Genomic DNA, 23,877 nt, shown 5'->3' on the forward strand with positions numbered 1-23,877 from the left:
GGCGCGCGGCGATCGGACGATCGGGCGCCGCCGCGTCACTTGCCGAGAAGCTTCTTGATCTTCTTGGCGTCGCCCGGGGCCATCTCGGCGTTGCCGGTGAGGCGACGCGTCAGACGGGACGACTTGTGCTCGAGCAGGTGGCGCTTGCCGGCGCGCTCACGGAGCACCTTGCCGGAGCCGGTGACCTTGAAGCGCTTGCTGGCACCGCTGTGCGACTTGTTCTTCGGCATAGCGCCGTTCTCTCCTCGTAGGTGGCGCTCCGATGCCCGGTCACGAAAACCGGGCACGGTGGAGCGTCGCTCGTGTATCGGTTACGTCCTGGGACTCGCGTCCCGGGATCACGCCTCGGCCGGGGCCTCGGTGTCGGCACTGACCTCGGTGTCGGCGCCGACCTCGACGTCGGCATCGGCGTCGGCATCGGCAGGGTTCTGCGAGCGACCGGGGTGGGCCTTCGCGGACGCCTTGCGGGCCTCCTGCGCCTGGCGGGCCTCGGCCATCGCCTCGGTCTTCTTCTTGTGCGGACCGAGAACCATGATCATGTTGCGGCCGTCCTGCTTCGGGTTCGACTCCACGAAGCCGAGGTCCTGGACGTCCTCCGCGAGCCGCTGCAGCAGCCGGTAGCCCAGTTCGGGCCGGGACTGCTCGCGACCACGGAACATGATCGTGATCTTGACCTTGTCGCCCTGCTTGAGGAACCGGACGACGTGACCCTTCTTGGTGTCATAGTCGTGCGGGTCGATCTTCGGCCGGAGCTTCATCTCCTTGATGACCGTGTGCGCCTGGTTCTTGCGCGCCTCACGGGCCTTCATGGCCGACTCGTACTTGAACTTCCCGTAGTCCATGAGCTTGCACACGGGCGGACGGGCGTTCGCCGCGACCTCGACCAGGTCCAGGTCGTACTCCTGCGCAAGCTCCAGTGCCTTCGCGAGCGGCACGATGCCGACCTGCTCGCCACTGGGACCGACAAGTCGCACCTCGGGAACGCGAATCCGGTCGTTGATGCGGGGCTCGGCGCTGATGGATCCTCCTCGGTAGCACCATACGGTCGTCTGGCGGACGACCGCGTATGTCTGACTGACATAGGACCAACCATCTCGGCGCATGAAAAATGCCCCGGACGGGACACAGGCGGGACTCCGAACCTTCCGGAGCACCGACGCGGTCAACCGCGGGGCGCACTCTCGGGCGACTCTCCACCGTCCGTACGGAACGGTGGTGGCCGCCTGACCGGTGACCCGCCGTCCGTGAGGACGGTCGGGTGGGAGATCGGAGCCTCCACTTGTGGGCCGGGCACATACATGTCCAGCCGGTCGTCACACCAGGCTAGCAGCAACGGCCGGCAACAGCTAATCGGGACCACCTGGGGCTCGGTGCGGCGCGGGGCCGTGCTCGGCCTATCGTGTGAGGCATGAGTGACACCTCCCCCGCGGACTCCCCCGAGACCCCCGGCAGCCCCGACTTCGACGCCATGGCCCGCGACATCGCGGAGGTCCCCGCGGTCGAGGTGATCGTGACGGTCGCCGTCAACCTGATGAGCGCCGCCGCCGTGAAACTCGGGCTGACCGAGGAGGGCGACAAGTACAAGGACCTGGACGAGGCCCGCAAGCTGGTGACCGCGCTGGCCGGGCTGCTGGACGCGAGCGCCACCGAGATCAGCTCCTTCCACGCGGCGCCGCTGCGCGACGGCCTGAAGTCGCTCCAGCTGGCCTTCCGCGAGGCGTCGGTGGTCCCGGACGAGCCGGGCCAGGGTCCGGGCGAGAAGTACACCGGGCCGGTCTACGGCTGACCCGCAGCCGGACCACGGCTGACCCGCAGCCGGTCTCCGGCTGACCCGCGACCGGACCACGGCTGACCCGCGACCGGACCACGGCTGACCCGCAGCCGGACCACGGCCTGCGGCTCGCGCGCGGCCGTACCCGGCTCACCCGCGACCTGCCCGCTCGCGCTACTCCGTCACGGACTTCACGTACAACGGCTCGCCCGGCGGCGTCGCCCCGGCCGGCAGCAGTGCCAGGTCGAGGCCGCGCACCAGGCGGGCCCTCAGCGTCTCGCTGGCGGCCAGGCGCCCGGCGACGGCCCGGGCGGCGTCGGCCGGGGCCACGGAGGCGGCCGGGTCGAGAACGAGGGCGAGGGTCCCGTCGGCCTGCCCCCGTCCGAGGTGCGCGCGCAGCACGGCCGGCTCGGCGGCCACGGCTTCCCGCACGGCCTCCACGACGGCGGGGTCGGCGAGCGGGTCCGTGGTGGTGCGGCCCTCGGCGAGCGCCAGCAGCGCGGGCCCGGTCACCTCGAACGGCACCGGCCCGGCCATGTCCAGCACCACCGTGTCCGCCTTCTCGTGCGCGGCGGCCTCCAGCGCCTGGCGCAGGGGTACCGCGACAGGGCGGGCCGCCGGGTCCCAGCGGGCCAGGGAGTCGGTGGAGGTGAAGGCGGGCAGCGCCGTGCGGGGGCCGGCCTTCAGGGTCGGTACGGCCATCTCGCTGGTCTTCTCACGGCGCAGACCGTTCTCGTCCTCCTCCACCTCGCCGAGCACGGCCACGACCGGGACGAGCAGCCGGGCGCCCTTGAGCGCCTCCAGGACGGGTCCGACTGCGGTGCGGTCCGCGGCCCAGGCGGCGAGCGCGGCGCTCAGCCGGGGGTCGGCGGAGCCGTCGTCGTCGGAGTACGCGGGGTCGGGGATGTTCTTGTTGGCCACGGTGTCCGACCCTATCCGGGCCGTTCACTCTCTTCTCAGGGTCCCCTGACCCACGTCTCACTTCCGTACCACGGCGCGCACGGCCGACGCCTGAGGCATCGCGGCCGTGGAGTCCCCAGAGCCCGTCGCCGCCGCGCACGCCGGTCCCGGCGGCGGGCGGCCGCTGCTGCTGTACACCGCCACCGCCACCGCCGCGGCCGTGGGCGCCACCTCGGCGGCCGCCGGGTAGGTGCGGGACCATGCCCACTCGGCCCGGCCGGGGACCGTATCGTCGGCATCGGCGTCGGCATCGGCGTCGGCATCGCCGACAGCCACAGCCACAGCCACGGCGACCGACGGGAGGGCGACGGTGGAGGCGGTGACGGAGCCGGCCGCTGACCCTACGGCGCGGCTGGCCGCGGCGATGCGTTCGGTGGCGGTGGCGGACGGCGCCACCGTCTCGGTCGCGGTCCTCGATCCGGACTCCGGGGAGAGTGCCGTCCACGGCACCGGCGTCTTCGACACGGCGAGCATCGTCAAGGTGGACATCCTGGCGGCCCTGCTGCTCCAGGCCCAGGACGCTGGGCGGCGGCTGACCGCCCAGGAGAAGACGTACGCCGCCGCGATGATCGGGAACAGCGACAACGACTCCGCGTCGGCGCTGTGGCAGATCATCGGCGAGGCCGGCGGGCTGGACGCGGCGAACCGGCGCTTCGGGCTGACTGAGACCTCCGGTGGCGACGGCACGCTCTGGGGGCTGACCCAGACCACGGCCGCGGACCAGCTCACGCTGCTCAAGCAGGTGTTCGGGGACGACTCCCGGCTGAGCGAGGCCTCACGGACGTATCTGCGGGGGCTGATGGGCGAGATCGCCGAGGGCCAGGACTGGGGGGTGTCGGCGGCGGCCGACGGCTCCGCGTGGGCGCTGAAGAACGGCTGGCTGGCGCGCAGCACGACCGGTCTGTGGGACGTCAACAGCATCGGGCGCGTGACGGCCGGCGGCCGCGACTGCCTGGTGGCCGCGCTGTCGAAGGGCAACACGACGAAGGAGAAGGGCATCTCGCTGGTCGAGGCGGCGGCGCGGGCGGCGGTGTCGGCGTTCGGCGGCACCGCCTGATCCGGGTCTACGGCTGGAAGCCGCCGTCGGCGTCGCCCTCCCGGCGGCCCCGCCACAGGACGACCGCTACGACCAGCAGCACCCCGCCCGCGCCGCCCGCGAGCGGACCGGCCCAGTCGGCGGTGCCGCCGTCCGCCGCGGCGGAGTCGGGGCCGGAGCCGAAGTACTTGCCGCCGTACGCCGCCGCGTGCAGGCCCGCCGGCTGGAGGCGGCCCGCGGCCTTCATGGCGGCGACGGGGTCGACGAAGCCGAATCCGCGGGAGTCGTCGTGGCGGCCGACGGGGGCGTTGCGGGCCGTGTCCTCCAGCAGCTTCTTGATCTGCGCGGGCGTCAGACCGGGGTGTGCGGCCTTGACGAGGGCGGCCGCGCCGGAGACGAAGGCGGAGGCCGCGCTCGTGCCCCAGCCCTCGTAGTACTTGTGGTCCGGGTCGGCGATGACGACGTCGACACCGGGTGCGCTGATGGTGGCGTACCAGCGGCGGGTGGAGAAGGCGGCGCGGGTGCCGTAGCGGTCGACGGCGGTCGCGGCGATCACTCCCGGGTAGGCGGCCGGGTAGGAGATGTGGTCGCCCTTGTCGCCGCCGTTGCCGGCCGAGGCGACCACGACGACGCCCTTGCTCAGCGCGTACTGGACGGCCTCGTCCTCGGTGGGCTCGGGGTGTGCGGAGGCCGAGTCGTCGCCCAGGGAGAGGTTGATGACGTCGGCGCCGTGGTCGGCGGCCCAGCGGATGCCGTCGGCGAGGGCGTTGCCACGGGTGGTGCGGGCCCGGCCGCGGGCGGAGTCGCCGTCCTCCAGGATGACGCGGACGGGCAGGATCTTCGCCTCCGGGGCGACGCCGATCACGCCGTCGGCGTTGCCGAAACCGTGGCCGTGACCGGCGATGATGCCGGCCATGGCGGTGCCGTGGCGGGCCCAGTCGCGGTCACCGGGCTGCGCGCCGAAGCCGATCATGTCCTTGGCGGGCAGCACGTTGCCGACGAGGTCGGGGTGGTCGGCCTCGACTCCGGTGTCCAGGACGGCGACGGTGACGCCCTTGCCCTTGGTGGTGCGCCAGGCCTGCTGGGTGTGCATGGCGTCCAGGGCCCACTGCTGGGCGCGGATGCCGTCGGCGTGCGCGACGGTGGACGGCACGAGGGCGAGGGACGCGGCGAGCAGCAGACTCAGCGCGGCGCTCCGGCGGGTCATTGCTTGCGCGGCGCTCCCGCGGGTCATTGCTTGCGCGGCGATTCGGCGGGTCATTGCTTGCGCGGCTTTCACGAGGGCTTCTCCGTGGCCGATCCTGCGGTCCTGCGAAGGCCCCGTTCGATGCGGTCGGCGAGGCCCTGCGCCTCGTTGCCCAGGCCCGCCTGGGCGGGAGCCGTGGTGGCGCCGGCCCGCATCGCGTCGGCGGCGGGCTGCGGGGCGTCGACCCCGCGGCCGTCGGCCCAGCCGGAGACGGCGTAGACGACGACCGGGACCTCGGTCAGCACGGAGACGGTCCAGGAGGCGCGTTGCCCGTCGCCGAAGCTCGCGGCGACGGTGCCCTTGGCTGCGTACGCGCGGGGCATGAGGTCGGTGCGCCGGCCGAGTCCCTCCCGCTTGAACCGGGCGGCCAGGGAGCTCATGGCGGGGGCGTCGGCCTTGGTGAAGAGCAGGCCGACGGTCGTGACGTAGCTCTGGGTGGCGTCCGTGTAGGTGGCGCGCAGCAGGCGGGCGCAGCCGGCGGGCGCGAGTGCCTTGCGCAGCAGCGGGTCGAAGGCTTTTGCGCAGCCGCTGTCCGGTGCGACGGCGACGCGGGTCCAGGTACGGTCGGCTCCGCCGGGTCCCGCGCCGCGGCCCTGCACGGTGGGCGGGAACAGCTGGTCGACGGGGACGCTGTGCCACAGGGTGCCCGCCACGGCGAAACTGCCGGCCGCGCCGCCCTGTCCCGGGTCACCGGTGAGCCAACTCCCGGTCACGGCACCGCCGATGAGCCCGAGTCCGAGCACGACGCAGGCGGCAGCCGCGGCGGTCCGCGGCCGCACCCGGACGCCGAGCGCCCGCGCCCGGCCCCGCTCGTCGTAGCCCTCGGGCTCTCCGAGGGCCACCACGGGCCGTCCCGCTCCGAGGACGGCGCCGGGTGCCATGGGGGCGCTCCAGGACAGGGCCGGGTCCGGGGACAGCGCGGCGAGACCGGGGGCGGCCCCGGGCCGGGGCGGGGCGCTCGGCCCCGGCGGCCGCTGCGCGGACACGGCACGCAGACGCGTGGTGGTCTCCGCCGGGCTCTCGGCCGGAACGTCACTGCGCGGCGCCGTCGCCGAGGGCCGGTGCGCCGGCCGCGGCGGCACGGAGCCGGAAACGGCGGTGCGATCGGGGTTCCGGTCGGTGGCGTTGTTGTGGCTCCGGTCGGCGGCCTGGCTGGGGTTCCAGCGGGTGGCTTGGCTGGGGTTCCGGGCGGCGGCCTGGCCGGCGTTCCGGTGGATGGCCTGGCCGGCGTTCCGGTCGGGGGTACGACCGGGGTTCCGATCGGTCGCCCGGCCGGCGTTCCGGTCGGGGGTACGGGGGCCGGGAGCCCCTTGGCCGGTCCTGGACGGCATGTCCTGGAACCGGGCCGGATTCCGGTCGGCGGTCCGGCCGGGGGTTCCCCGCTCCGGCCTGGGCGGCGCGTCCGGGGAGTGGACCGGGACCCGTCCGTCACCCGTGGCCGCGGGCGCGCCGCGTCCGCCGGCGGACGGTGCCCCGGGGAAGTCCGCCGGGGGCCGGCCGAAGTCCCGACCGTCGGAGGCCGGGAGCGCGTCCGGGCTCGGACGCCCGTCCGGAACAGGGCGCCCGGCCACCGTCGGACGCCCCGCCGACGCCGGACGCCCGGCGGTGGGTTGCGCGTCCGAGGAGCCCGCCGGGGGCCGGCCGAAGTCCTGGCCGCCGGGCATCGGGCGCGGGTTGGGGACGGGAGGCCCCGCCGACGCCGGACGGCCCGCCGTGGGTGGCGCGTCCGGGAAGCGGGCCGAGGCCGGGGGCGGGGGCGCTGTCGTGGGTTCCGTGGCGGGCCGGGCCGACGGCCCGAAGCCGGGGAAGCGGGGGCGGGCGTCCGCGGCGGCCGTGGGGCGGGCGTCGCCGGTGACGCGCGCGGCGCGCGGGACGGTGCGGCCGGAGCCGGAGTCACCGGTCCCGGTGGCGGACACGTGGGCATCCGTCGGAGCGTCCGCGTGACGGTAGGGCGGCCGCGCACCGTCCGGACGCACCGTCCCGCCGCCCACGGACGCACCGGGCGCCGAGAATCCGGGGTGCCCGGAGCCGTCGCGTGCCACGGAACCTGTGCGCATCGCGTCGTCCCGTGCCCCGGATCCGGGGAGCATCGCGTCGTCCCGTGCCGATCCGGTCCGACCGGGGGCGGCGCCCCCTGCGCCCTGGCGGGCGCCGCCCGCGCCGCGGGGCGCCGGTGCCGTCCGGTCGTGACCTCCGTCGGCGTCGCTCATCGACGTGTCGGGGAGCGGATCCCCGGGGGCAGTGGTGGGTTCGCCGGGGCGGGGAGCGGGGGAAGCCGGGCGCGGTGGTCTCGGCGGCCGGGGGGGAACGGGGGCGTGGCGCGCTTCCGTGCTCATGCACCCCCCGTTTCCTCGTGCCAGGGCCGATTGCTCGTGCGCGGCCGTCCTCATTGCCCCGCCCGGCACGGACTCGTCGTCACCGGGCACGCATACCGGTACGAGCGAACTGCCATCCCGGCTCAAGTCCGCGGCCGGGATCGTTCCGCCGTGCCGCGGTACGTCGCGCGTCACTCTACGGGTTGCCCCCGCCCGGACGGGAACCAGTCCACGAGCCCGGGGGCATCTGCCCGGATCGTCCCCCTACCCTGCGGTAATCCTGTCTGGCAGGCTGCGTTCATGACTGCGCGCGCCGCCGACCGGGCCCGTTACGACCGGGCCACAGCCCATCTCGACGCCCCTGTCGCGATCGTCGATCTGGACGCCTTCGACGCCAACGCCGACGACCTCGTCCGCCGGGCCGGCGGCAAGCCGGTCCGCGTCGCCAGCAAGTCCGTACGGTGCCGGGCCCTGCTCGAACGCGTCCTCGCCGGGGACGGCTTCGCGGGCCTCATGTCGTTCACCCTCGCCGAGTCGCTGTGGCTGGCGCGCTCCGGGTTCGACGACGTCCTGCTCGCCTACCCTTCGGCCGACCGCACCGCCTTCGCCGAACTCGCCGCCGACCCCAAGCTCGCCGCCGCCGTCACGGTGATGGTCGACGACCCGGCGCAGCTCGACCTGATCGACGCCGCGCGGGAGGGCGGCCGCGAAGTCGTCCGGGTCTGTCTGGAACTGGACACCTCGCTGAGGCTGCTCGGCGGCCGGGTGCGCGTCGGCGCACGCCGCTCCCCGCTGCACTCCCCCGCCCAGGTCGCCGAGATGGCCCGTACGGTGGCCCGGCGGCCGGGGTTCCGGCTGGTGGGGATCATGGCGTACGAGGGACATGTCGCGGGCGTGGGCGACGCGGTGGCCGGGCGGCCCCTGCGCTCACGCGCCATCCGGCTGATGCAGGCGGCCGCCCGCCGCGAACTGGCCGAGCGGCGGGCCGCGGTGGTGCGGGCGGTCCGTGCGGTGGCGCCGGAGCTGGAGTTCGTCAACGGTGGCGGCACGGGCAGCGTCCAGCACACCGCGGCGGAGGACGCCGTCACCGAGATCGCCGCGGGCTCCGGGCTGTACGTCCCGCGGCTCTTCGACAACTACACGTCCTTCCGGGGCCGTCCGGCGGCCCTGTTCGCCCAGCCCGTCGTGCGGCGCCCGGGCGTCGGGGTGGTGACGGTGCTGGGCGGCGGCTATCCGGCCTCGGGCGCGGCCGGTCCGGACCGCCTCCCGGTGCCGTACCTGCCCGAGGGGCTGCGCTACGACCCCCAGGAGGGCCCCGGCGAGGTGCAGACGCCGCTGCTCGGCTCGCCCGCCGACGACCTGCTGATCGGCGACAAGGTGTGGTTCCGGCACGCCAAGGCGGGCGAGCTGTGCGAGCGGTTCGACGTGCTGCACCTGGTCGAGGGCGACGAGGTGACCGCGACCGTGCCGACGTACCGGGGCGAGGGCCACACGTTCCTGTAGCCCGGCCCCGCGGGCCCCGGCGCTCAGCCGGACGGGCCCGTGCCGGTGCCGATGCTGCTGCCGACGCCGCCGCTCGTGGCGGCGTCGCCGACGGGCCGTATGCCCTCGGTGATCTTCTCCATGTCGGTCAGGGGCGGCCCGCCCTCACCCGCGTCGAAGACGAAGCGGACGATGACGGGCGCCTCGGTGCCGGTACTGGAGGCGAAGGCCAGCGACTCCACGTAGCCGCCGGGCCCCCGGGCGGTCCCGACCCGCCAGCGCACGAAGTACCCGGCGCGCCCGGCGACCGCGACCGGGCCGGACCTCACCGTCCGGTGGGAGGTGATCCCGCCGAAGGGGCGTTCGCCGGCCGCGTCCCGGTCGTACGCCTCGTCGGCCGCGTCCCCGATGTCGCTCTTCGCGAGGTCCTCGGCCGAGGTCCCGTCGGCCGCGCTCGCCGTGCGGGTGACGACCAGGCCGTGCCGGCACAGGCCGGTGCCGGCCGGGCAGTCGTAGGTGCCGTGGGTGGTCATGACGACGTCGTCCTCGGCCACGTACCGCGGTTTCTCCCAGCCGGCGGGCAGCGGCAGGGTGATGCCGTTGAGCTGGTCGACGACGAGGGACGGGTCGTCGGCGGCGGGTGCCGGTGCGGGCGCGGTGGTGGGCGGCGACGGGGACGGCGGGGTGGACGGAGCGGCGCTCGTGGCGGACCGGCCGGTGGGCCCGGTCTTCGCCCCGGTGCCGCTTGTGCCGTCGTGGCCGAGGACCGCCACCCCCGTGACGATCGCGGCGACCAGAACGGCCGCGGCGCCGGTGACGGCGACGGCCCTGGCCCGCGTCGGGCCGCCACCGGCGGGCGGTGGCGGCGCCGGCGCCGGCGATGACGGCGGAGACGGTGGCGCGGACGGCCGGCCCGGCGCCCCCTCGGGTGGGCGCCGGTGCTCGGTCCAGGCCGTGCCGTCCCACCAGCGTTCCAGGTGCGGGGCGGACGGATCCCGGTACCAGCCGGATGGGGGCGTCATGCTCACCCGGGCACTGTAGGACGCCGCGGGGCGGCTCGTGCGGGGACTACAGCGGTGTGACGTACGCCCCCGAGATGCCCCCGTCCACCAGGAAGTCGGTGGCGTTGACGAAGGAGGAGTCGTCGCTGGCGAGGAAGGCGACGGCGGCGGCGATCTCCTCGGCCTCCGCGAACCGCCCGACCGGGATGTGGACGAGCCGGCGCGCGGCCCGCTCCGGGTCCTTGGCGAACAGCTCCTGCAACAGCGGGGTGTTGACCGGCCCCGGGCACAGGGCGTTGACCCGGATGCCCTCACGGGCGAACTGCACGCCGAGCTCACGGGACATCGCCAGCACACCGCCCTTGGAGGCGGTGTAGGAGATCTGCGAGGTGGCGGCGCCCATCCGGGCCACGAAGGACGCGGTGTTGATGATGGAGCCCTTGCCCTGGCGCCGCATGTAGGGGATGGCGGCCTTGCAGCACAGGTAGACGGAGGTGAGGTTGACCTCCTGGACGCGCTTCCAGGCCTCGAGGCCGGTCTCCAGGATGGAGTCGTCGTCGGGCGGGGAGATGCCCGCGTTGTTGAAGGCGACGTCGACGCTGCCATAGGTCTCGTACGCCGTCCTGAAAAGTGCCTCGACCTGCTCGGGATCGGTGACGTCGACCTTCACGAAGAGCCCGCCGGCCTCCTCGGCGGCCGCCTTTCCGCGCGTCTCGTCGACGTCGCCGCAGACGACGTGCGCGCCCTCGGCGGCGAGCCGGCGCGTGGTGGCGAGGCCGATGCCGCTGCCGGCTCCGGTGACGACGGCGGTACGGCCGACCAGGCGGCGGCAGACGGGAGCGGCGGTCTGAGTGGTCTGTGAGCTCACTGTGCGGGGCCCTCCGTGCTGATGAAGACGTTCTTGGTCTCGGTGAAGGCGGTCAGGGCGTCGGGACCGAGTTCGCGGCCGAGGCCGGACTGCTTGAACCCGCCGAACGGGGTCCAGTAGCGGACGCTGGAGTGGGAGTTGACGGACAGGTTCCCGGCCCGGACCGCCTGGGAGACGCGCAGGGCGCGGCCGACGTCCCGGGTCCAGATGGAGCCGGAGAGTCCGTACGGGGTGTCGTTGGCGAGGCGGACGGCGTCGGCCTCGTCGTCGAAGGGCAGGACGACGGCGACGGGACCGAAGACCTCCTCGACGGCCACGGGGGCGCGCGGGTCGACGCCGGTGAGTACGGTGGGCGGGAACCAGAAGCCGGGGCCCTCGGGGGCCTTGCCGCGGATGCCGGGGGCGCACGCGCCAGCGTCGGCGTAAGGCTCGACGTACGCGCGGACGCGCTCCAGCTGGGCCCTGGAGATCAGCGGGCCCATCTGGGTGCTCTCGTCGGCCGGGTCGCCGACGCGCACAGACTCGACCGCCGGGGCGAGGAGTTCCAGGAAGCGGTCGTAGGCGCCGCGCTGGACGAGGACGCGGGTGCGGGCGCAGCAGTCCTGGCCGGAGTTGTCGAGGAAGGACATGGGGGCGGCGGCCGCGGCTGCTTCGAGGTCGGCGTCGGCGAACACGATGTTGGGGCTCTTGCCGCCCAGTTCGAGGGTGACGCGCTTGAGCAGGGCGGAGCCCTTCGCCAGCACCTGTCTGCCCACGGCCGTCGACCCGGTGAACACGATCTTCGCCACGCCCGGGTGTGCGACGAGGGCGTCGCCAGCGACCGGTCCGTGGCCGGGCAGCACCTGGAACAGTCCCTCCGGCAGCCCGGCCGCCAGGGCGAGTTCGGCCAGCCGCAGCGCGGTGAGCGGGGTGGTCTCGGCGGGCTTGAGAAGTACCGCGTTGCCCGCCGCCAGGGCGGGAGCGGTCCCCCAGGCCGCGATCGGCATCGGGAAGTTCCAGGGCGCGACGACGCCGACGACGCCGAGCGGTTCGAGGATCGTGATGTCCAGGCCACCTGGCACCGGGATCTGGTGCCCCGTCAGGCGTTCCACTCCCCCGGCCGCGTAGTCCAGCAGGTCCCGGACGTTGCCCGCCTCCCAGCGCGCGTTGCCGATGGTGTGGCCGGCCTCGCGGACCTCCAGCCGCGCGAGTTCTTCGAGGTGTTCGTCGACGGTCGCCGCGAACCGCCGCAGCAGCCTGGCCCGGTCGCCGGGCGCGAGGGCGGCCCACGCCGACTGGGCCCGCGCGGCCCGCGCGACGGCGGCGTCCACGTCGGCCGCGGTGGCGGCCGGGACCGTGGCCACGACCTCCTCAGTGGCCGGGTTGAGTACCTGGAGCGCGTGCTGGTCGGACAACGCGTGCTGGTCGGACAAGGAGGGACCTCTCACATGCGTTCGAAGGAGCGGCGCAGCTCCCAGTCGGTGACCGCGGCGTCGAAGGCGTCCAGCTCGACCCGCGCCATGTTGCGGTAGTGCGCGACGACCTCGTCCCCGAAGGCGGCCTTGGCGATCGCGCTGTTCTCCCAGAGCTCGGCGGCCTCGCGCAGGGTGGTCGGGACGTGCTCGTACTCGGCGGCGTAGGCGTTGCCCGGACAGGGCTCGGGCAGCGGCAGCTTCTGCTCGATGCCGTACAGGCCCGCCGCCACCAGCCCGGCCACCGCCAGGTGAGGGTTGACGTCGCCGCCGGGCAGCCGGTTCTCGAAGCGCAGTGAGCGGCCGTGGCCGACCACACGCAGCGCACAGGTCCGGTTGTCGTGGCCCCAGGCAACGGCGGTCGGGGCGAAGGAGCCGGGCTGGAAGCGCTTGTAGGAGTTGACGCCCGGCGCGTAGAGGAGGGCGAACTCGCGGAGCGCGGCGAGCTGACCGGCGAGGAAGTGCCGCATCACCTCGGACATGCCGCCCGGGTCCGCCGGGGAGCCCGCCATGACGTTGGTGCCGTCCGCGTCGGCGAGCGAGAGGTGGATGTGGCAGGAGTTGCCCTCGCGCTCGTTGTACTTGGCCATGAAGGTGATCGAGACACCCTCCTGGGCGGCGATCTCCTTGGCGCCGGTCTTGTAGACGGCGTGCTGGTCGCAGGTGACCAGTGCCTCGTCGTAGCGGAAGGCGATCTCGTGCTGGCCGGGGTTGCACTCGCCCTTGGCGGACTCGACGGTGAGCCCGGCACCGGCCATGTCGTTCCTCAGCCGCCGCAGCAGGGGCTCGATGCGGCCGGTGCCGAGGATGGAGTAGTCGACGTTGTACTGGTTGGCCGGGGTGAGCCCGCGGTAGCCGGCGTCCCAGGCCTGCTCGTAGGTGTCCCTGAAGACGATGAACTCCAGCTCGGTGCCGGCCTGGGCGGTCCAGCCGAGCTCGGCCAGGCGCTCCAGCTGACGGCGCAGGATCTGGCGGGGGGCGGCGGCGACCGGCGAGCCGTCACTCCAGGCCAGGTCGGCGACGACCAGGGCGGTGCCCGGGTTCCAGGGGGTGCGGCGCAGCGTGGACAGGTCCGGGTGCATGGCGAAGTCGCCGTAACCGCGGTCCCAGGAGGACATGGCGTAGCCGTCGACGGTGTTCATCTCGGTGTCCACGGCGAGCAGGTAGTTGCAGCCCTCGGTGCCGTGGTGGAGCACCTCGTCGAGGAAGAAGCGGGCGGCGAACCGCTTGCCCTGGAGCCGTCCCTGCATGTCGGGGAAGGCCAGGACGACCGTGTCGATCTCGCCGCTCGCGACGAGGGCGTGCAGCTCCTCGACGCCGAGCGGGGGTGTGCTCTCTGCCACGGGGGAGCCTCCTTCGGCTGCTACGGCCGGGTGGGAGCCATAACGTAGTGGCCATAAGGTATGGGCCAGAACCATTGCCTGGGAAGGGGGCGCGGCCGGATGGCGCAGGACACGGGCCCGGACGGGCCTGCCGACCGTCTCACGCCGGTGCTGCGGCCGGTGCGGGCGGGCAACGGCTTCGAGGAGGCGCTGGAGCAGATCCTGCAGGTGGTGCGGCTCGGCCTGGTGCCGGGCGGCGAACGGCTGCCCGCCGAGCGGGAGCTGGCGGAGCGGCTGGGGATCAGCCGGGTGACACTGCGCGAGGTGCTCAAGGTGCTCCAGGACCAGGGGCTGGTCGAGTCGCGGCGCGGGCGCTACGGCGGCACGTTCGTACGGGCGCGCACCGACGCGGCGGGTGAGGACGAGCTGCGGCGCCGGGTCGCCGGGGTCGACATCGAGGACGTGCTGCGCTTCCGCGAGGTCCTCGAGGTGGGCGCGGCGGGCCTGTGCGCGGCGCACGGGCTGACAAAGGGGCAGGCGGCGCGGCTGCGCGGGGCCCTGGACCGCACGCGCGACGCACCTGCGGCCGACTACCGCCGCCTGGACACGCTGCTTCACCTCACACTCGCCGAGCTGTGCGGCTCCCCGACGCTGACCGCGCAGTACGCGGGGGTCCGGGCCACGGTGAACGACCTGCTGGACTGCATCCCGCTGCTGGTGCGCAACCTGGAGCACTCGCAGCGGCAGCACGCCGCGCTGGTGGAGGCGGTGCTGGACGGGGACGCTGACGGGGCGCGCGAGATCATGCGCGAGCACTGTGCGGGCACGGCGGCGCTGCTGCGGGGTTTTCTGACGTGAGTGCGGCCTTGGCCTTCCGGCGTGAGGTCGGCGGGGGCTTTCCGACCTGCGGGGCCGGGGCTTTCCGACCTGCGGGCCGCGGGGGCTTTCCGACCTGCGGGGCCGGGCATTCCGGCCAGGGGCGGCGGGGGCGGCCTTGCCCCGGGCGACCGTAGGCCGTAAAGGTATTCCTGGGCACCATTACGGGTCAGGGAGGGCCGCATGACCGCATCGCTACCGCTGATCGGCATCAGTACGTACCTGGAGACCGGGGCGCGCTGGGGGGTGTGGGAGCTGGAGGCGGTGCTGCTGCCGGCCGGCTATCCGCGGCTGGTGCAGCGCGCGGGCGGGCTGGCCGCGATGCTGCCGCCCGACGAGCCGGAGCGGGCGGCGGCGGCCGTGGCACGCGTCGACGGGCTGGTGATCGCCGGTGGCCCGGACGTCGAGCCGGTCCGCTACGGCGCGCAGCGCGACCCCCGTACGGGGCCGCCCGCCAGGGCCCGGGACGCCTGGGAGCTCGCGCTGATCGAGGCCGCGCTGACCGCCCGCGTGCCGCTGCTCGGCATCTGCCGCGGCATGCAGCTGCTGAACGTCGCCCTGGGCGGCACCCTGGTCCAGCACCTCGAGGGGCACACCGAGGCCGTCGGCGTCTACGGCGCCCACCCGGTCAAGCCGGTTCCCGGCACCCGGTATGCGGAGGCGGTGCCGGAGGAGACGACCGTGCCGACCTACCACCACCAGTCCGTCGACCGCCTCGGCGCGGGTCTGATCGTGTCGGCCCACGCGGCGGACGGCACGATCGAGGCCGTCGAGCCCGAGGCGGCCGACTCCTGGGTGCTGGGTGTGCAGTGGCATCCGGAGATGGGCGAGGATCCGCGGGTCGTGCGGGGGCTGGTCCGGGCGGCCGCCGCGGGCCCTTCCGGTTCAGCCGCCTCCTGACCGGGTCAGGGACAGCAGCTCCCGCGCCGGGCCCACCGGGCGGTGCCCCGTCGGCCACACCGCCCGCAGGTCGCGCTTCAGGGCGACGCCGTCCACCGGGATGGTCACCAGGCGGCGCAGGGACAGTTCGTCCCCCACCGCGAGCTCGCTGAGCACCGCCGGGCCCGCTCCGCTCACCGCCGAGGCCTTTACCGCCGTCGTCGAGGACAGTTCGATCAGCGGGCGGGCCAGGCCCCCCAGGGCCGCGTCCAGGACCTGCCGGGTGCCGGAGCCCTTCTCGCGCAGGATGAGCGGGGTGGCGGCGAGTTCCGCCGCCGCCAGCGGGCGCCGGCGGCGGGCCCAGGGATGGGCCGGGGCCGTCACCACGATCAGCCGGTCGCGGGCGATCACCACGGAGTCCAGGCCGGACGGCACCGAAAGCCCCTCCACGAAACCGAGGTCGGCCTCGTCCGCCAGCAGCCGCTCCGCCACCATCGCCGAGTTCCCGGCGAGCAGCGACACCGCCGTGTCCGGCCGCCGTGCCCGCAGCGCGATCAGCCATCCCGGCAGCAGATACTCCGCGATCGTCATGCTCGCCGCCACCCGCAGCCGGGAGTCGCGCCGGTCCCGCAGCGCCTGGGCCCCCGCGTCGAACGCCTCCGCCGCCTCCACGACCCGCCGGGCCCAGTCCGTCACCAGCGCGCCGGCGTCCGTCAGCCGCGACCCGCGCGGCGAGCGGTCCACCAGCGCCACCCCCAACTGCCGCTCCATGGAACGGATCCGGCTGCTCGCCGCAGGCTGGGTGATGCCGAGCTCCCGGGCCGCCCCGCCGAGACTCCCCAGCCGGGCCACCGCCAGCAGCAGCTCCAGCGCCCCCAGATCCGGCACCCGGTGCGCCAGCGATCCCCCGGACGGCCGCCCTTCTCCGCTCTCCTCCGCCCTTGCCACCCATGTCATAAACCCAGCTTATGCCCCGATAGACACAAACCCCCTGGTGGCGGCCGAAGACCGGCGAAAACCTTGGGACCATGGTCATCGCAGCCCATTCCCTGCCCCGGCCGGCCGCACCCCGGCCGCGCGTCCCCGCCGTGCGTCACCTCGGCCCGAACTGGTACGCCTCCGTCATGGGCACCGCCGCCGTCGCCGGCGCGGGCGCCGCGCTGCCACTCCACATCCCGGGGCTGCGCACGGTCTGCACCGCCGTCTGGGCGCTCGCCCTGGTCCAGCTCGTGGCCCTGCTGGCCGCCCGCGCCCTGCACTGGACCCACCACCGCGACCAGGCCCGCGCCCACCTCCTCGACGCGACGGCCGCGCCGTTCTACGGCTGTCTGTCCATGGCGCTGCTGGCCGTGGGCGGTGGCGCGCTGTCGGTGGGCCGGGACTGGATCGGCACCCGCGCCGCGGTCGCTCTGGACGCCGGTCTGTTCACCGCCGGTACGGCCGTGGGACTGGCGGCCGCGGTCGCGGTGCCGTACCTCATGGCCGTGCACCACCGGATCGAGCCGCACCAGGCGACGCCGGTGTGGCTGCTGCCGGTCGTGGCGCCCATGGTGTCCGCGGCGCTGGGGCCCGCCCTCGTACCGCACCTGCCGGCCGGGCAGGCTCGGGAGACCCTGCTCCTGGCCTGTGTGGCGATGTTCGGGCTCAGCCTGCTGGCGACCCTGGTCCTGCTGCCGGTGATCTTCGCCCGGCTGCTCACCGCCGGGCCGCTGCCCCTCGCGCTCACCCCGACGCTGTTCCTGGTCCTGGGCCCGCTGGGACAGTCCACCACGGCCGTCGGGGCCTTCGCGGACGCCGCTCCCGTCGCCGTGCCGGCCCCGTACGGCGGGGGCTTCGCCGTCCTCGCCGTCCTCTACGGCGTCCCGGTCATGGGCTTCGCCGTGATGTGGTTCGCCCTCGCGGCCGCCCACGTGGTGCGCGCCGGCCGCCGGGGCATGGGCTTCGCGATGACCTGGTGGTCGTTCACCTTCCCGGTGGGCACCTGCGTGACCGGCGCCGCGGCCCTGGCCCGGCACACCTCGCTCGCCGTCTACGACGGTCTCGCGGCCGGCCTGTACGCCGTCCTCGTCACCGCCTGGGCCGCCGCGGCCGTGCACACCGCCCGCGGGCTGGTCAGCGGCGCGCTGCTCGCAGCGCCTCGCCCAGCACCCGCGGAGCCTCGGCCAGCGACGGCCCGTACCACGTCAGGTGCCGTCCGCTGACCAGCGCGCAGGGCAGCAGCGGGAAGGCCTCGGGGCCGTCGGCGGCGGTGAAGCGGTACGGCTCGTCCGGCAGGACGACGACGTCCGGGGCGGCTGCCCGAAGTTCCTCGACCGGGACGCGCGGGTAACGCTCGGCGTGCTGCGCGTAGAGGTGGTCGACGCCGAGGCGGGCCAGGACGTCGCCCGCGAAGGTGTCCCGGCCCAGCACCATCCAGGGCCGCCGCCAGATCGGCACCACGGCGGTCGCACGGCGCTGCGGCACCGGCAAGGACGACCAGGCTGCCTGCGCCTGGTCCAGCCATCGCGGCCGGGCCGCCGCCCCGCAGGCCGCCAGCACGCGGGCCAGTTCCGCGAAGGCCTGTGGCACGTCGCGCACCTCGGTCACCAGCACCTCGACGCCGGCCGCGCGCAGGGCGTCGAGGTCGGGTGCGCGGTTCTCCTCCTCGTTGGCGATCACCAGGTCGGGCGCGAGGGCCACGATCCGGCCGACATCGGGGTTCTTGGTGCCGCCGACGCGCACCACGCCGAGGTCCGCCGGATGGCTGCACCAGTTCGTGACGCCGGCCAGCACTCCGGGCAGCGACACCGCGACCGCCTCGGTGAGCGAGGGCACCAGGGAGACCACCCGCATCAGCGCGTCCGGTCCTGCACCGCCTCGATGTGTTCGGCCACCGCGACCACGATCACACGGGTGTCGGGCACGGTCGCCCGCCAGCGGTGGCGGACCCCGCCGGTCAGGTACATGGTGTCGCCGCGTACCAGCCGGTAGGCGCGGCCTTCGGCCTCGATCTCCACCGCGCCGTCGGCGACGTACATCAACTCGTCGTTGCGGTGCTGGAATTCGCGTCCGGCGTCGTGGTCGCCGGTGAACTCGGAGGCGTGCAGTTGGTGGTGGCCGCGGACCAGGGAGCGCACCCGGGGTTCGGGCTCGAGCTCGGTGGCCTCGGCGCGTACGACGTCGACGCTGCACGCCGGGTCGGCGGCCGCCAGCAGCTCCACGGCGGTGGTGCGCAGAGCGTCGGCGACCTTCTCCAGGGAGCTGCGGCTGGGGCGGGCCCGGTCGTTCTCGACCTGGCTCAGGAAGGGCACCGACAGGCCACTGCGCTCGGCCACGACGGCGAGCGTGAGGTCCAGCGCGCGGCGCCGCCGCCGTACGGCCGCGCCCACCCGAAGGGGCTGCTCTTTGTGGTCGCCCATCGCTCCGGCTCCCTCCTTCACTCGTCGCTGCGTCGTGCCGGTCCCGCCGTGCCGCCGCGCCGGTCCCGCTCAACGCGGGCCCGCCTCCGGGTGCACTTCTCCTGATGACTTCTCTGCACCCTACGCATGTTCGGCAAACCGTTTCATGCGGCCGTCACAACCCCGTCAGGATCGTGCGGAGCCGACCTCATGGTTCGCGCCAGTGGATGCGTCTTCCGCGGCGGCCGGGCGTGGGTCCGCTCCGGCGCGGGTAGGGCGGTCGAGCCCGTCCGGCGGGGGCGGGAGGAGGCGGGGTCACGGCGCGTGAGGTGCGGGCCGGCCGGCCGCAGTCGCCGGCCGCCGGGGTGCGGGCGGCACAGGCCGAGGGGGACGCCGTGGCGCTGCGTGGTTGGCCGGATCCTTGCCGTAGGGGCGCACCGGTGTGAGCCGGTCGCGCACCCGTACGCCACGGGGGGCGGGCTCCGCCCCACGCGCCACGGGCGGCTACGGCGACGCCCCCTCGGGCGGCGGTCGCGGCCGGGAGGCCGGGCCGGGAGGCCGGGCCGGGAGGCCGGGCCGGGAGGCCGGGCCGGGAGGCCGGGCCGGGAGGCCGGGCCGGGAGGCCGGGCCGGGAGGCCGGGTGCCGGCCGAGTACCAGGGGGTGCACACCGCGACTTGTTGCGCATCGGGTCGCTGTCGGTGCCGTACGGCATGATGCGAGGCGTGACCGGACGACTGATGCTCCTCGACACCGCCTCCCTGTACTTCCGCGCCTACTTCGGCGTCCCGGAGTCGGTCAGGGCCCCGGACGGCACGCCGGTGAACGCCGTGCGCGGGTTGCTCGACTTCATCGACCGCCTGGTCAAGGACCACCGGCCCGACCACCTGGTGGCCTGCATGGACGCGGACTGGCGGCCGCACTGGCGGGTGGAGCTGATCCCCTCCTACAAGGCGCACCGGGTCGCCGAGGAGCACACGGCCGGCCCGGACGAGGAGGAGGTGCCGGACACCCTCTCCCCGCAGGTACCGGTCATCGAGGCCGTCCTGGACGCCGTCGGCATCGCGCGCGTGGGCGTCGCTCCGTACGAGGCGGACGACGTGATCGGCACGTTCACCTCGCGCGCGGAGGGCCCCGTCGACATCGTCACCGGCGACCGGGACCTGTACCAGCTGGTGGACGACGCGCGTGGAGTGCGCGTGCTGTACCCGGTCAAGGGCGTCGGCACGCTGCAGACCACCGACGAGGCGGTACTGCGGGAGAAGTATGGGGTGGACGGCAGCGGGTACGCGGATCTGGCGCTGCTGCGCGGCGACCCGAGCGACGGACTGCCGGGCGTGCCGGGCATCGGGGAGAAGACCGCGGCCAGGCTGCTCGCCGAGTTCGGCGACCTGGCCGGAATCATGGCGGCCGTCGACGACCCGAAGGCGAAGCTCACGCCGTCGCAGCGCAGACGGCTCGACGAGGCGCGGCCCTACCTCGCCGTGGCGCCGAAGGTGGTGCGCGTCGCCGCCGACGTCCCGCTGCCGGACGTGGAGACGGCGCTGCCCCGCGCCCCGCGCGATCCGGCGGCGCTGGAGGAGCTGGCCGCGCGCTGGGGACTGGGCGGTTCCCTGCAGCGGCTGCTGGCCACGCTGACGGCGTGACGGCTGCCGCCGCGCGCGCTCATCAAGTCCCCAGGGGGGAGGTGTCGACTCGGAGAAGGTGCTAACTTAGGTAAGCCTAAGCATGGGGAACAGGGAGGCCGTCATGGCAGAACGTCCGGCGCGCAAGCCGCGAAGTGCCCACTCAGCGCGGGTCGTCCGTACCGAACGGCTGACCCCGCACATGCAGCGGGTGGTGCTCGGCGGCGAGGGGCTGGCCGGCTTCTCGGCCGACACCTGCACGGACCACTATGTGAAGCTGCTGTTCCCGGCCGAGGGCGTCACCTACCCCGAGCCCTTCGACATCCAGCGGATCCGCGAGGAGTTCCCGCGCGAGCAGTGGCCGGTGACCCGGACCTACACGGTACGTGCCTGGGACCCCGAACACCGCGAGCTCACCCTGGACTTCGTCGTCCACGGCGACGAGGGCCTGGCCGGCCCCTGGTCGGTGCTGGCCCGGCCGGGTGAGACCGTGCGCTTCACGGGCCCCGGCGGCGCCTACGCCCCCGACGTGAGCGCCGACTGGCATCTGTTCGCCGGTGACGAGAGCGCCCTGCCCGCGATCGCCCGCTCCCTGGAGGCGCTGCCCGAGGGCGCCACGGCCCATGCCTTCATCGAGGTCTCCGGCCCCGAGGAGGAGCAGAAGATCGACTCCGAGGTGGCGGTGGTCTGGCTGCACCGCGGGGACCGGCCGGTCGGCGAGGCCCTGGTGGAGGCCGTACGGGCGCTCGCGTTCCCCGAGGGCCGGGTGCACGCGTTCGTGCACGGCGAGGCCGGCTTCGTGAAGGAACTGCGCCGGCTGCTGCGGGTGGAGCGCGCGATCCCGCGCGAGGACCTGTCGATCTCCGGCTACTGGCGGCTCGGCCACAACGAGGACGGCTGGCAGGCCTCCAAGCGGGAGTGGAACGCGCGCGTCGAGACGGAGCAGGAGGGGGCGGCACCGGCCGCGTGAGCACGCCGAGGGCGGCGGCACCTCGGCAGGTGCCGCCGCCCTCGCGTTTCTCACACCGACCGCTGGTAGGACCGGAACGTCCGGATCGACAGCCACACCGCGACCACCGCGAGCCCCAGCAGCGCCCCGCCCCGGCTCCCCACCGCACCCCAGTCGGGATGCGCGGACATCGCCGAACGGCCCGCCACCATCGCCCAGTTGACCGGGTTGAAGTCGGCGATGTGCCGCATCCAGGACGGCATCTGCGCCGGCGCCATGAAGGCGGAGGACAGGAAGGTGAGCGGAAGCAGCAGGAAGGTGTTGATCCCGATGATCGACTCCCGCTCCCGCACCAGCATCCCCAGCGCGTTGGACAGCGCCCCGAAGACCGTGCCGAGCAGCACCGAGGCGAGCACCAGGATCGCGATGCCGCCGATGCCCCCGGGGTAGTCGGCGCCGCCCAGCAGGCCGAGCAGCACGATGACACCCGACTGCAGGGCGGTGACCAGACCGTTGTTGACGACGTTGCCGTTCATCAGGGCGGCCCGGCTGGCCGGGGTGGTGAGGAAGCGGTTGAGGGTGCCGCGCTGAATCTCCTCCAACGTGCCCATCCCGGCCCACAGGTTGGCGCTGAGCGCGCTCATCACGACCACCCCCGGCACCAGGTAGTCCAGGTAGGAGGTGGTGCCGAAGCCGCCGAGCTCGACGACCTCCTTGAAGAGGTTGCCGAACAGGAACAGCCAGATCACCGGCTGGACGAGCGTGATGACGGCGTACGCGGGCTGACGCGCGAACACCATGAGCTGACGCTGGGTCATGTACCAGGTGTGGGAGATCGCGGTGCTCATCGCGCACCTCCGGAGAGGACGAGGGCCTCGGCACCGTCGGCTGCGGCCGCCGCCTCGGCCTCGGCGTAACGGCGTCCGGCGTAGCGCAGGTAGACGTCGTCGAGGGAGGGGCGGGCCACCGTCGCGGCCAAGACGCCGACCCCGGCGCGTTCCAGCGCTGCGAGCAGAGCGGGTATCGCGGCGGCCCCGTCGTCGGCGCGGGCGCTGATCCGTCGCCCGTCGAGCAGTGTCTCGTGCACGCCGGGCAGTGCGCCGAGGGCGCCCGTCAGCAGCGTACGGCCGGCCTCGCCGACCGGCTCGCGCAGTTCCAGGTGGACGGCGTCGCCGCGGAGTTCGCCCTTGAGGGAGTCCGGGGTGCCCTCGACGACGACCCGGCCCCGGTCGACGATGGCGATTCGCTCGGCGAGCCGGTCGGCCTCCTCCAGGTAGTGCGTGGTGAGCAGGATGGTCAGGCCCTCCTCGCCGGCCAGCCGGCCGATCTCGGCCCACATCGCGGCGCGGGCCTCCGGGTCGAGGCCGGTGGTGGGCTCGTCGAGGAAGAGCACCTCGGGCCGGTGCACCAGCCCGAGGGCCACGTCGAGCCGCCGCCGCATACCGCCGGAGTAGCCCTTGACCGGGCGCCTGGCCGCGTCGGCGAGCGTGAAGCGCTCCAGCAGTTCGTCGACCCGCCGGTCCAGAGCGGCACCCTTGACCCCGTAGAGCCGGCCCTGCAGCCGCAGGTTCTCGCGGCCGGTGGCCACCGGGTCGGCGCCCGAGTTCTGCGCGACCACGCCGATCGCGCGGCGCACCCGGTCCGGGTGGCGCAGCACGTCGTGGCCGGCGACGGTCGCCGAGCCGGAGTCGGGACGGGCCAGGGTGGTGAGGATCTTGACGGTGGTGGACTTGCCGGCGCCGTTCGGGCCGAGCAGCCCGAAGACGGTGCCCGGCTCCACGGTGATGTCCATGCCGCTCAGGGCGGTGACATCGCCGGGATAGGTCTTGATCAACTGACGCGCCTCGACGGCGGGCGCGCGGGTAGCACTCATCACGGAGCTCTCCTGCTGCATGACTGACGAATGATCGACAAGTGATCCACGTGAGGAGCGCCGGGCTATCCTGGGTGTGCCGCACCTCGATCGCCCTATGAAGCCTCACGGTGGATTCGGCTCGGGGTTCGAAACCCTGGCGGGACTGCTGCAACAGTCCTGCCAGGGTCATCTTCACTGGGGTGTCACTTCTGGTAGTGGCGCTCCTCGATCTCCTTGAGCTCCGGGGGAATCTCCCCCGTTTCGTGGAACTGGCGCCAGCTCTCGACGCCGGGCAGCGAGCCCTCCCGGACCTCCCGGACGAAGCCACGGACCCACTCGGCCTGCGCCTCGACCATGTGCAGCTGGTACTCGACCTCGACGAGGAACAGGCGCGGCAGCGTCTCGTAGCACTTCTCCAGCACCGCCCGCCCGCTGGCCAGCTGCACGTCCAGAGTGGTCAGCCGCTCCTCCAGCAACCGCACGACGTCGTCCGGGGGCAGCACCCCCAGCAGCGACAGCGCGGTCTCGAAGATCGGATACTCCTTCGCCGGCACGGCCACGAGGTCCGACAGCCACTGCGTCGTCTCCTCACGACCGGTCCCGGTGAGCGCGTAGACCGTGCGCTCGGGGCGGTTGCCCCGCCGCTCCACGTCGACCACCTCGACGAGGCCGTACTTCTCGAGGTTCTGCACGACCGTGTAGAGCGAGCCGTAATTGATCTTCGTACTGGCGTCCTTGCCCTGACGGCGCAGGGTCTGGGCGATCTCGTACGGATGCATCGGCTTCTGCCAGAGCGTGGTCATGACGGTCAGCGCGAGCGGATTGCTCAGTCTGCGGCGCCTGCCAGCCATGTCCGGCCACCCCAC

24 protein-coding genes are annotated in these 23,877 nt (G+C 74.1%); 9 read left to right on the forward strand and 15 right to left on the reverse strand.

Annotation, left to right across the window (positions count from 1 at the left end):
• Window positions 1-35: 35 nt before the first annotated feature.
• Together rpmI and infC are read right to left on the reverse strand one after the other, a co-directional pair.
• On the reverse strand, window positions 36-230 hold the full coding sequence (rpmI, locus tag ACH4UM_RS10895) for a 50S ribosomal protein L35 (RefSeq protein WP_007829094.1): 195 nt from the start codon (window positions 228-230) through the stop codon (window positions 36-38).
• A gap of 108 nt (window positions 231-338) precedes the next feature.
• Window positions 339-1,103 (reverse strand): translation initiation factor IF-3, encoded by a 765-nt coding sequence (infC, locus tag ACH4UM_RS10900; protein WP_398176317.1) that lies wholly within the window; start codon window positions 1,101-1,103, stop codon window positions 339-341.
• A gap of 305 nt (window positions 1,104-1,408) precedes the next feature.
• Between infC and ACH4UM_RS10905 the strand changes: the two genes are divergently transcribed.
• Window positions 1,409-1,786 (forward strand): DUF1844 domain-containing protein, encoded by a 378-nt coding sequence (locus ACH4UM_RS10905; protein WP_398176319.1) that lies wholly within the window; start codon window positions 1,409-1,411, stop codon window positions 1,784-1,786.
• A 159-nt stretch (window positions 1,787-1,945) separates the two neighbouring features.
• Here ACH4UM_RS10905 and ACH4UM_RS10910 read toward each other — a convergent pair whose 3' ends face one another.
• The gene (locus tag ACH4UM_RS10910; RefSeq protein ID WP_398176321.1) at window positions 1,946-2,692 is read right to left on the reverse strand and encodes an SseB family protein; all 747 of its coding nucleotides are present in this window, start codon (window positions 2,690-2,692) and stop codon (window positions 1,946-1,948) included.
• A 106-nt stretch (window positions 2,693-2,798) separates the two neighbouring features.
• Here ACH4UM_RS10910 and ACH4UM_RS10915 point away from each other — a divergent pair, with 106 nt between their 5' ends.
• Together ACH4UM_RS10915 and ACH4UM_RS10920 are read left to right on the forward strand one after the other, a co-directional pair.
• Window positions 2,799-2,921: a hypothetical protein gene (locus ACH4UM_RS10915; protein ID WP_398176323.1), complete on the forward strand. Its 123-nt coding sequence runs from the start codon at window positions 2,799-2,801 to the stop codon at window positions 2,919-2,921.
• Between the two features lie 129 nt (window positions 2,922-3,050).
• Window positions 3,051-3,788, forward strand: a complete 738-nt coding sequence (locus tag ACH4UM_RS10920) for a hypothetical protein (RefSeq protein WP_398176325.1) — start codon at window positions 3,051-3,053, stop codon at window positions 3,786-3,788.
• 7 nt (window positions 3,789-3,795) lie between these two features.
• Here the strand turns inward: ACH4UM_RS10920 and mycP are convergent, their stop codons facing one another.
• Window positions 3,796-4,974 (reverse strand): type VII secretion-associated serine protease mycosin, encoded by a 1,179-nt coding sequence (gene mycP / locus ACH4UM_RS10925; RefSeq protein ID WP_398176327.1) that lies wholly within the window; start codon window positions 4,972-4,974, stop codon window positions 3,796-3,798.
• Between the two features lie 68 nt (window positions 4,975-5,042).
• Window positions 5,043-5,855, reverse strand: coding sequence for a hypothetical protein (locus tag ACH4UM_RS10930; RefSeq protein ID WP_398176728.1), 813 nt, complete (start codon window positions 5,853-5,855; stop codon window positions 5,043-5,045).
• Between the two features lie 1,773 nt (window positions 5,856-7,628).
• Here ACH4UM_RS10930 and ACH4UM_RS10935 point away from each other — a divergent pair.
• Window positions 7,629-8,831 carry an amino acid deaminase/aldolase gene (locus tag ACH4UM_RS10935; RefSeq protein WP_398176329.1) on the forward strand — a complete coding sequence of 401 codons (1,203 nt, stop codon included), beginning with the start codon at window positions 7,629-7,631 and terminating at the stop codon, window positions 8,829-8,831.
• Between the two features lie 23 nt (window positions 8,832-8,854).
• Here ACH4UM_RS10935 and ACH4UM_RS10940 read toward each other — a convergent pair whose 3' ends face one another.
• Genes ACH4UM_RS10940 through ACH4UM_RS10955 form a run of 4 tightly spaced genes read right to left on the reverse strand, consistent with a single transcriptional unit; the run spans window position 8,855 to window position 13,473 of the window.
• Window positions 8,855-9,832, reverse strand: a complete 978-nt coding sequence (locus ACH4UM_RS10940) for a DUF2510 domain-containing protein (RefSeq protein WP_398176730.1) — start codon at window positions 9,830-9,832, stop codon at window positions 8,855-8,857.
• Window positions 9,833-9,878: 46 nt separating this feature from the next.
• Window positions 9,879-10,679: a 3-oxoacyl-ACP reductase gene (locus ACH4UM_RS10945; RefSeq protein ID WP_398176331.1), complete on the reverse strand. Its 801-nt coding sequence runs from the start codon at window positions 10,677-10,679 to the stop codon at window positions 9,879-9,881.
• Window positions 10,676-12,091: an aldehyde dehydrogenase family protein gene (locus ACH4UM_RS10950; protein WP_398176333.1), complete on the reverse strand. Its 1,416-nt coding sequence runs from the start codon at window positions 12,089-12,091 to the stop codon at window positions 10,676-10,678. Before ACH4UM_RS10950 ends, ACH4UM_RS10945 begins: the two co-directional genes overlap by 4 nt.
• 11 nt (window positions 12,092-12,102) lie before the next feature.
• Window positions 12,103-13,473, reverse strand: coding sequence for a glutamine synthetase family protein (locus tag ACH4UM_RS10955; RefSeq protein ID WP_398176335.1), 1,371 nt, complete (start codon window positions 13,471-13,473; stop codon window positions 12,103-12,105).
• Window positions 13,474-13,572: 99 nt separating this feature from the next.
• Between ACH4UM_RS10955 and ACH4UM_RS10960 the strand changes: the two genes are divergently transcribed.
• Together ACH4UM_RS10960 and ACH4UM_RS10965 are read left to right on the forward strand one after the other, a co-directional pair.
• Window positions 13,573-14,310 (forward strand): FadR/GntR family transcriptional regulator, encoded by a 738-nt coding sequence (locus ACH4UM_RS10960; RefSeq protein ID WP_398176337.1) that lies wholly within the window; start codon window positions 13,573-13,575, stop codon window positions 14,308-14,310.
• Window positions 14,311-14,511: 201 nt separating this feature from the next.
• On the forward strand, window positions 14,512-15,228 hold the full coding sequence (locus ACH4UM_RS10965) for a gamma-glutamyl-gamma-aminobutyrate hydrolase family protein (RefSeq protein ID WP_398176339.1): 717 nt from the start codon (window positions 14,512-14,514) through the stop codon (window positions 15,226-15,228).
• Here ACH4UM_RS10965 and ACH4UM_RS10970 read toward each other — a convergent pair.
• The gene (locus ACH4UM_RS10970; RefSeq protein WP_398176341.1) at window positions 15,214-16,164 is read right to left on the reverse strand and encodes a LysR family transcriptional regulator; all 951 of its coding nucleotides are present in this window, start codon (window positions 16,162-16,164) and stop codon (window positions 15,214-15,216) included. The genes ACH4UM_RS10965 and ACH4UM_RS10970 overlap by 15 nt on opposite strands.
• 71 nt (window positions 16,165-16,235) lie before the next feature.
• Here ACH4UM_RS10970 and ACH4UM_RS10975 point away from each other — a divergent pair, with 71 nt between their 5' ends.
• Entirely contained in the window at window positions 16,236-17,408 is a 1,173-nt protein-coding gene (locus tag ACH4UM_RS10975) for a TDT family transporter (protein ID WP_398176343.1), read from the forward strand.
• Here ACH4UM_RS10975 and ACH4UM_RS10980 read toward each other — a convergent pair.
• Entirely contained in the window at window positions 17,320-18,039 is a 720-nt protein-coding gene (locus ACH4UM_RS10980; RefSeq protein WP_398176345.1) for a helical backbone metal receptor, read from the reverse strand. The two genes, ACH4UM_RS10975 and ACH4UM_RS10980, sit on opposite strands and share 89 nt — an antisense overlap.
• Window positions 18,039-18,605, reverse strand: a complete 567-nt coding sequence (locus ACH4UM_RS10985; protein ID WP_398176347.1) for a helix-turn-helix domain-containing protein — start codon at window positions 18,603-18,605, stop codon at window positions 18,039-18,041. Before ACH4UM_RS10985 ends, ACH4UM_RS10980 begins: the two co-directional genes overlap by 1 nt.
• Before the next feature lie 693 nt (window positions 18,606-19,298).
• On the opposite strand from ACH4UM_RS10985, the gene ACH4UM_RS10990 reads away from it, so the two are divergent.
• Entirely contained in the window at window positions 19,299-20,228 is a 930-nt protein-coding gene (locus tag ACH4UM_RS10990) for a 5'-3' exonuclease H3TH domain-containing protein (protein ID WP_398176732.1), read from the forward strand.
• A 103-nt stretch (window positions 20,229-20,331) separates the two neighbouring features.
• On the forward strand, window positions 20,332-21,177 hold the full coding sequence (locus ACH4UM_RS10995; protein WP_398176349.1) for a siderophore-interacting protein: 846 nt from the start codon (window positions 20,332-20,334) through the stop codon (window positions 21,175-21,177).
• A gap of 50 nt (window positions 21,178-21,227) precedes the next feature.
• Here the strand turns inward: ACH4UM_RS10995 and ACH4UM_RS11000 are convergent, their stop codons facing one another.
• The 3 genes from ACH4UM_RS11000 to ACH4UM_RS11010 all read right to left on the reverse strand — a co-directional run bounded on the left by ACH4UM_RS11000 (window position 21,228) and on the right by ACH4UM_RS11010 (window position 23,862).
• Complete coding sequence (locus ACH4UM_RS11000; RefSeq protein ID WP_398176351.1) at window positions 21,228-22,004, reverse strand: ABC transporter permease; 777 nt, start codon at window positions 22,002-22,004, stop codon at window positions 21,228-21,230.
• Complete coding sequence (locus ACH4UM_RS11005; protein WP_398176353.1) at window positions 22,001-23,029, reverse strand: ABC transporter ATP-binding protein; 1,029 nt, start codon at window positions 23,027-23,029, stop codon at window positions 22,001-22,003. The genes ACH4UM_RS11000 and ACH4UM_RS11005 overlap by 4 nt, the downstream gene beginning before the upstream one ends.
• Before the next feature lie 185 nt (window positions 23,030-23,214).
• On the reverse strand, window positions 23,215-23,862 hold the full coding sequence (locus ACH4UM_RS11010; protein WP_398176355.1) for a PadR family transcriptional regulator: 648 nt from the start codon (window positions 23,860-23,862) through the stop codon (window positions 23,215-23,217).
• Between the last annotated feature and the right edge of the window lie 15 nt (window positions 23,863-23,877).

Source organism: Streptomyces sp. NPDC020801, from assembly GCF_044334385.1.
GTDB lineage: Bacteria > Actinomycetota > Actinomycetes > Streptomycetales > Streptomycetaceae > Streptomyces.

Excerpts from the sequence above, each read along its gene's own strand:
- rpmI (WP_007829094.1), bottom strand. The coding sequence starts at position 230 with ATGCCGAAGAACAAGTCGCACAGCGGTGCCAGCAAGCGCTTCAAGGTC.
- infC (WP_398176317.1), bottom strand. The coding sequence starts at position 1,103 with ATGCGCCGAGATGGTTGGTCCTATGTCAGTCAGACATACGCGGTCGTC.
- ACH4UM_RS10905 (WP_398176319.1), top strand. The coding sequence starts at position 1,409 with ATGAGTGACACCTCCCCCGCGGACTCCCCCGAGACCCCCGGCAGCCCC.
- mycP (WP_398176327.1), bottom strand. The coding sequence starts at position 4,974 with ATGACCCGCCGGAGCGCCGCGCTGAGTCTGCTGCTCGCCGCGTCCCTC.
- ACH4UM_RS10935 (WP_398176329.1), top strand. The coding sequence starts at position 7,629 with ATGACTGCGCGCGCCGCCGACCGGGCCCGTTACGACCGGGCCACAGCC.
- ACH4UM_RS10940 (WP_398176730.1), bottom strand. The coding sequence starts at position 9,832 with ATGACGCCCCCATCCGGCTGGTACCGGGATCCGTCCGCCCCGCACCTG.
- ACH4UM_RS10960 (WP_398176337.1), top strand. The coding sequence starts at position 13,573 with ATGGCGCAGGACACGGGCCCGGACGGGCCTGCCGACCGTCTCACGCCG.
- ACH4UM_RS10965 (WP_398176339.1), top strand. The coding sequence starts at position 14,512 with ATGACCGCATCGCTACCGCTGATCGGCATCAGTACGTACCTGGAGACC.
- ACH4UM_RS10970 (WP_398176341.1), bottom strand. The coding sequence starts at position 16,164 with ATGACATGGGTGGCAAGGGCGGAGGAGAGCGGAGAAGGGCGGCCGTCC.
- ACH4UM_RS10975 (WP_398176343.1), top strand. The coding sequence starts at position 16,236 with ATGGTCATCGCAGCCCATTCCCTGCCCCGGCCGGCCGCACCCCGGCCG.
- ACH4UM_RS10980 (WP_398176345.1), bottom strand. The coding sequence starts at position 18,039 with ATGCGGGTGGTCTCCCTGGTGCCCTCGCTCACCGAGGCGGTCGCGGTG.
- ACH4UM_RS10985 (WP_398176347.1), bottom strand. The coding sequence starts at position 18,605 with ATGGGCGACCACAAAGAGCAGCCCCTTCGGGTGGGCGCGGCCGTACGG.
- ACH4UM_RS10990 (WP_398176732.1), top strand. The coding sequence starts at position 19,299 with ATGCGAGGCGTGACCGGACGACTGATGCTCCTCGACACCGCCTCCCTG.
- ACH4UM_RS10995 (WP_398176349.1), top strand. The coding sequence starts at position 20,332 with ATGGCAGAACGTCCGGCGCGCAAGCCGCGAAGTGCCCACTCAGCGCGG.
- ACH4UM_RS11000 (WP_398176351.1), bottom strand. The coding sequence starts at position 22,004 with ATGAGCACCGCGATCTCCCACACCTGGTACATGACCCAGCGTCAGCTC.
- ACH4UM_RS11005 (WP_398176353.1), bottom strand. The coding sequence starts at position 23,029 with ATGAGTGCTACCCGCGCGCCCGCCGTCGAGGCGCGTCAGTTGATCAAG.
- ACH4UM_RS11010 (WP_398176355.1), bottom strand. The coding sequence starts at position 23,862 with ATGGCTGGCAGGCGCCGCAGACTGAGCAATCCGCTCGCGCTGACCGTC.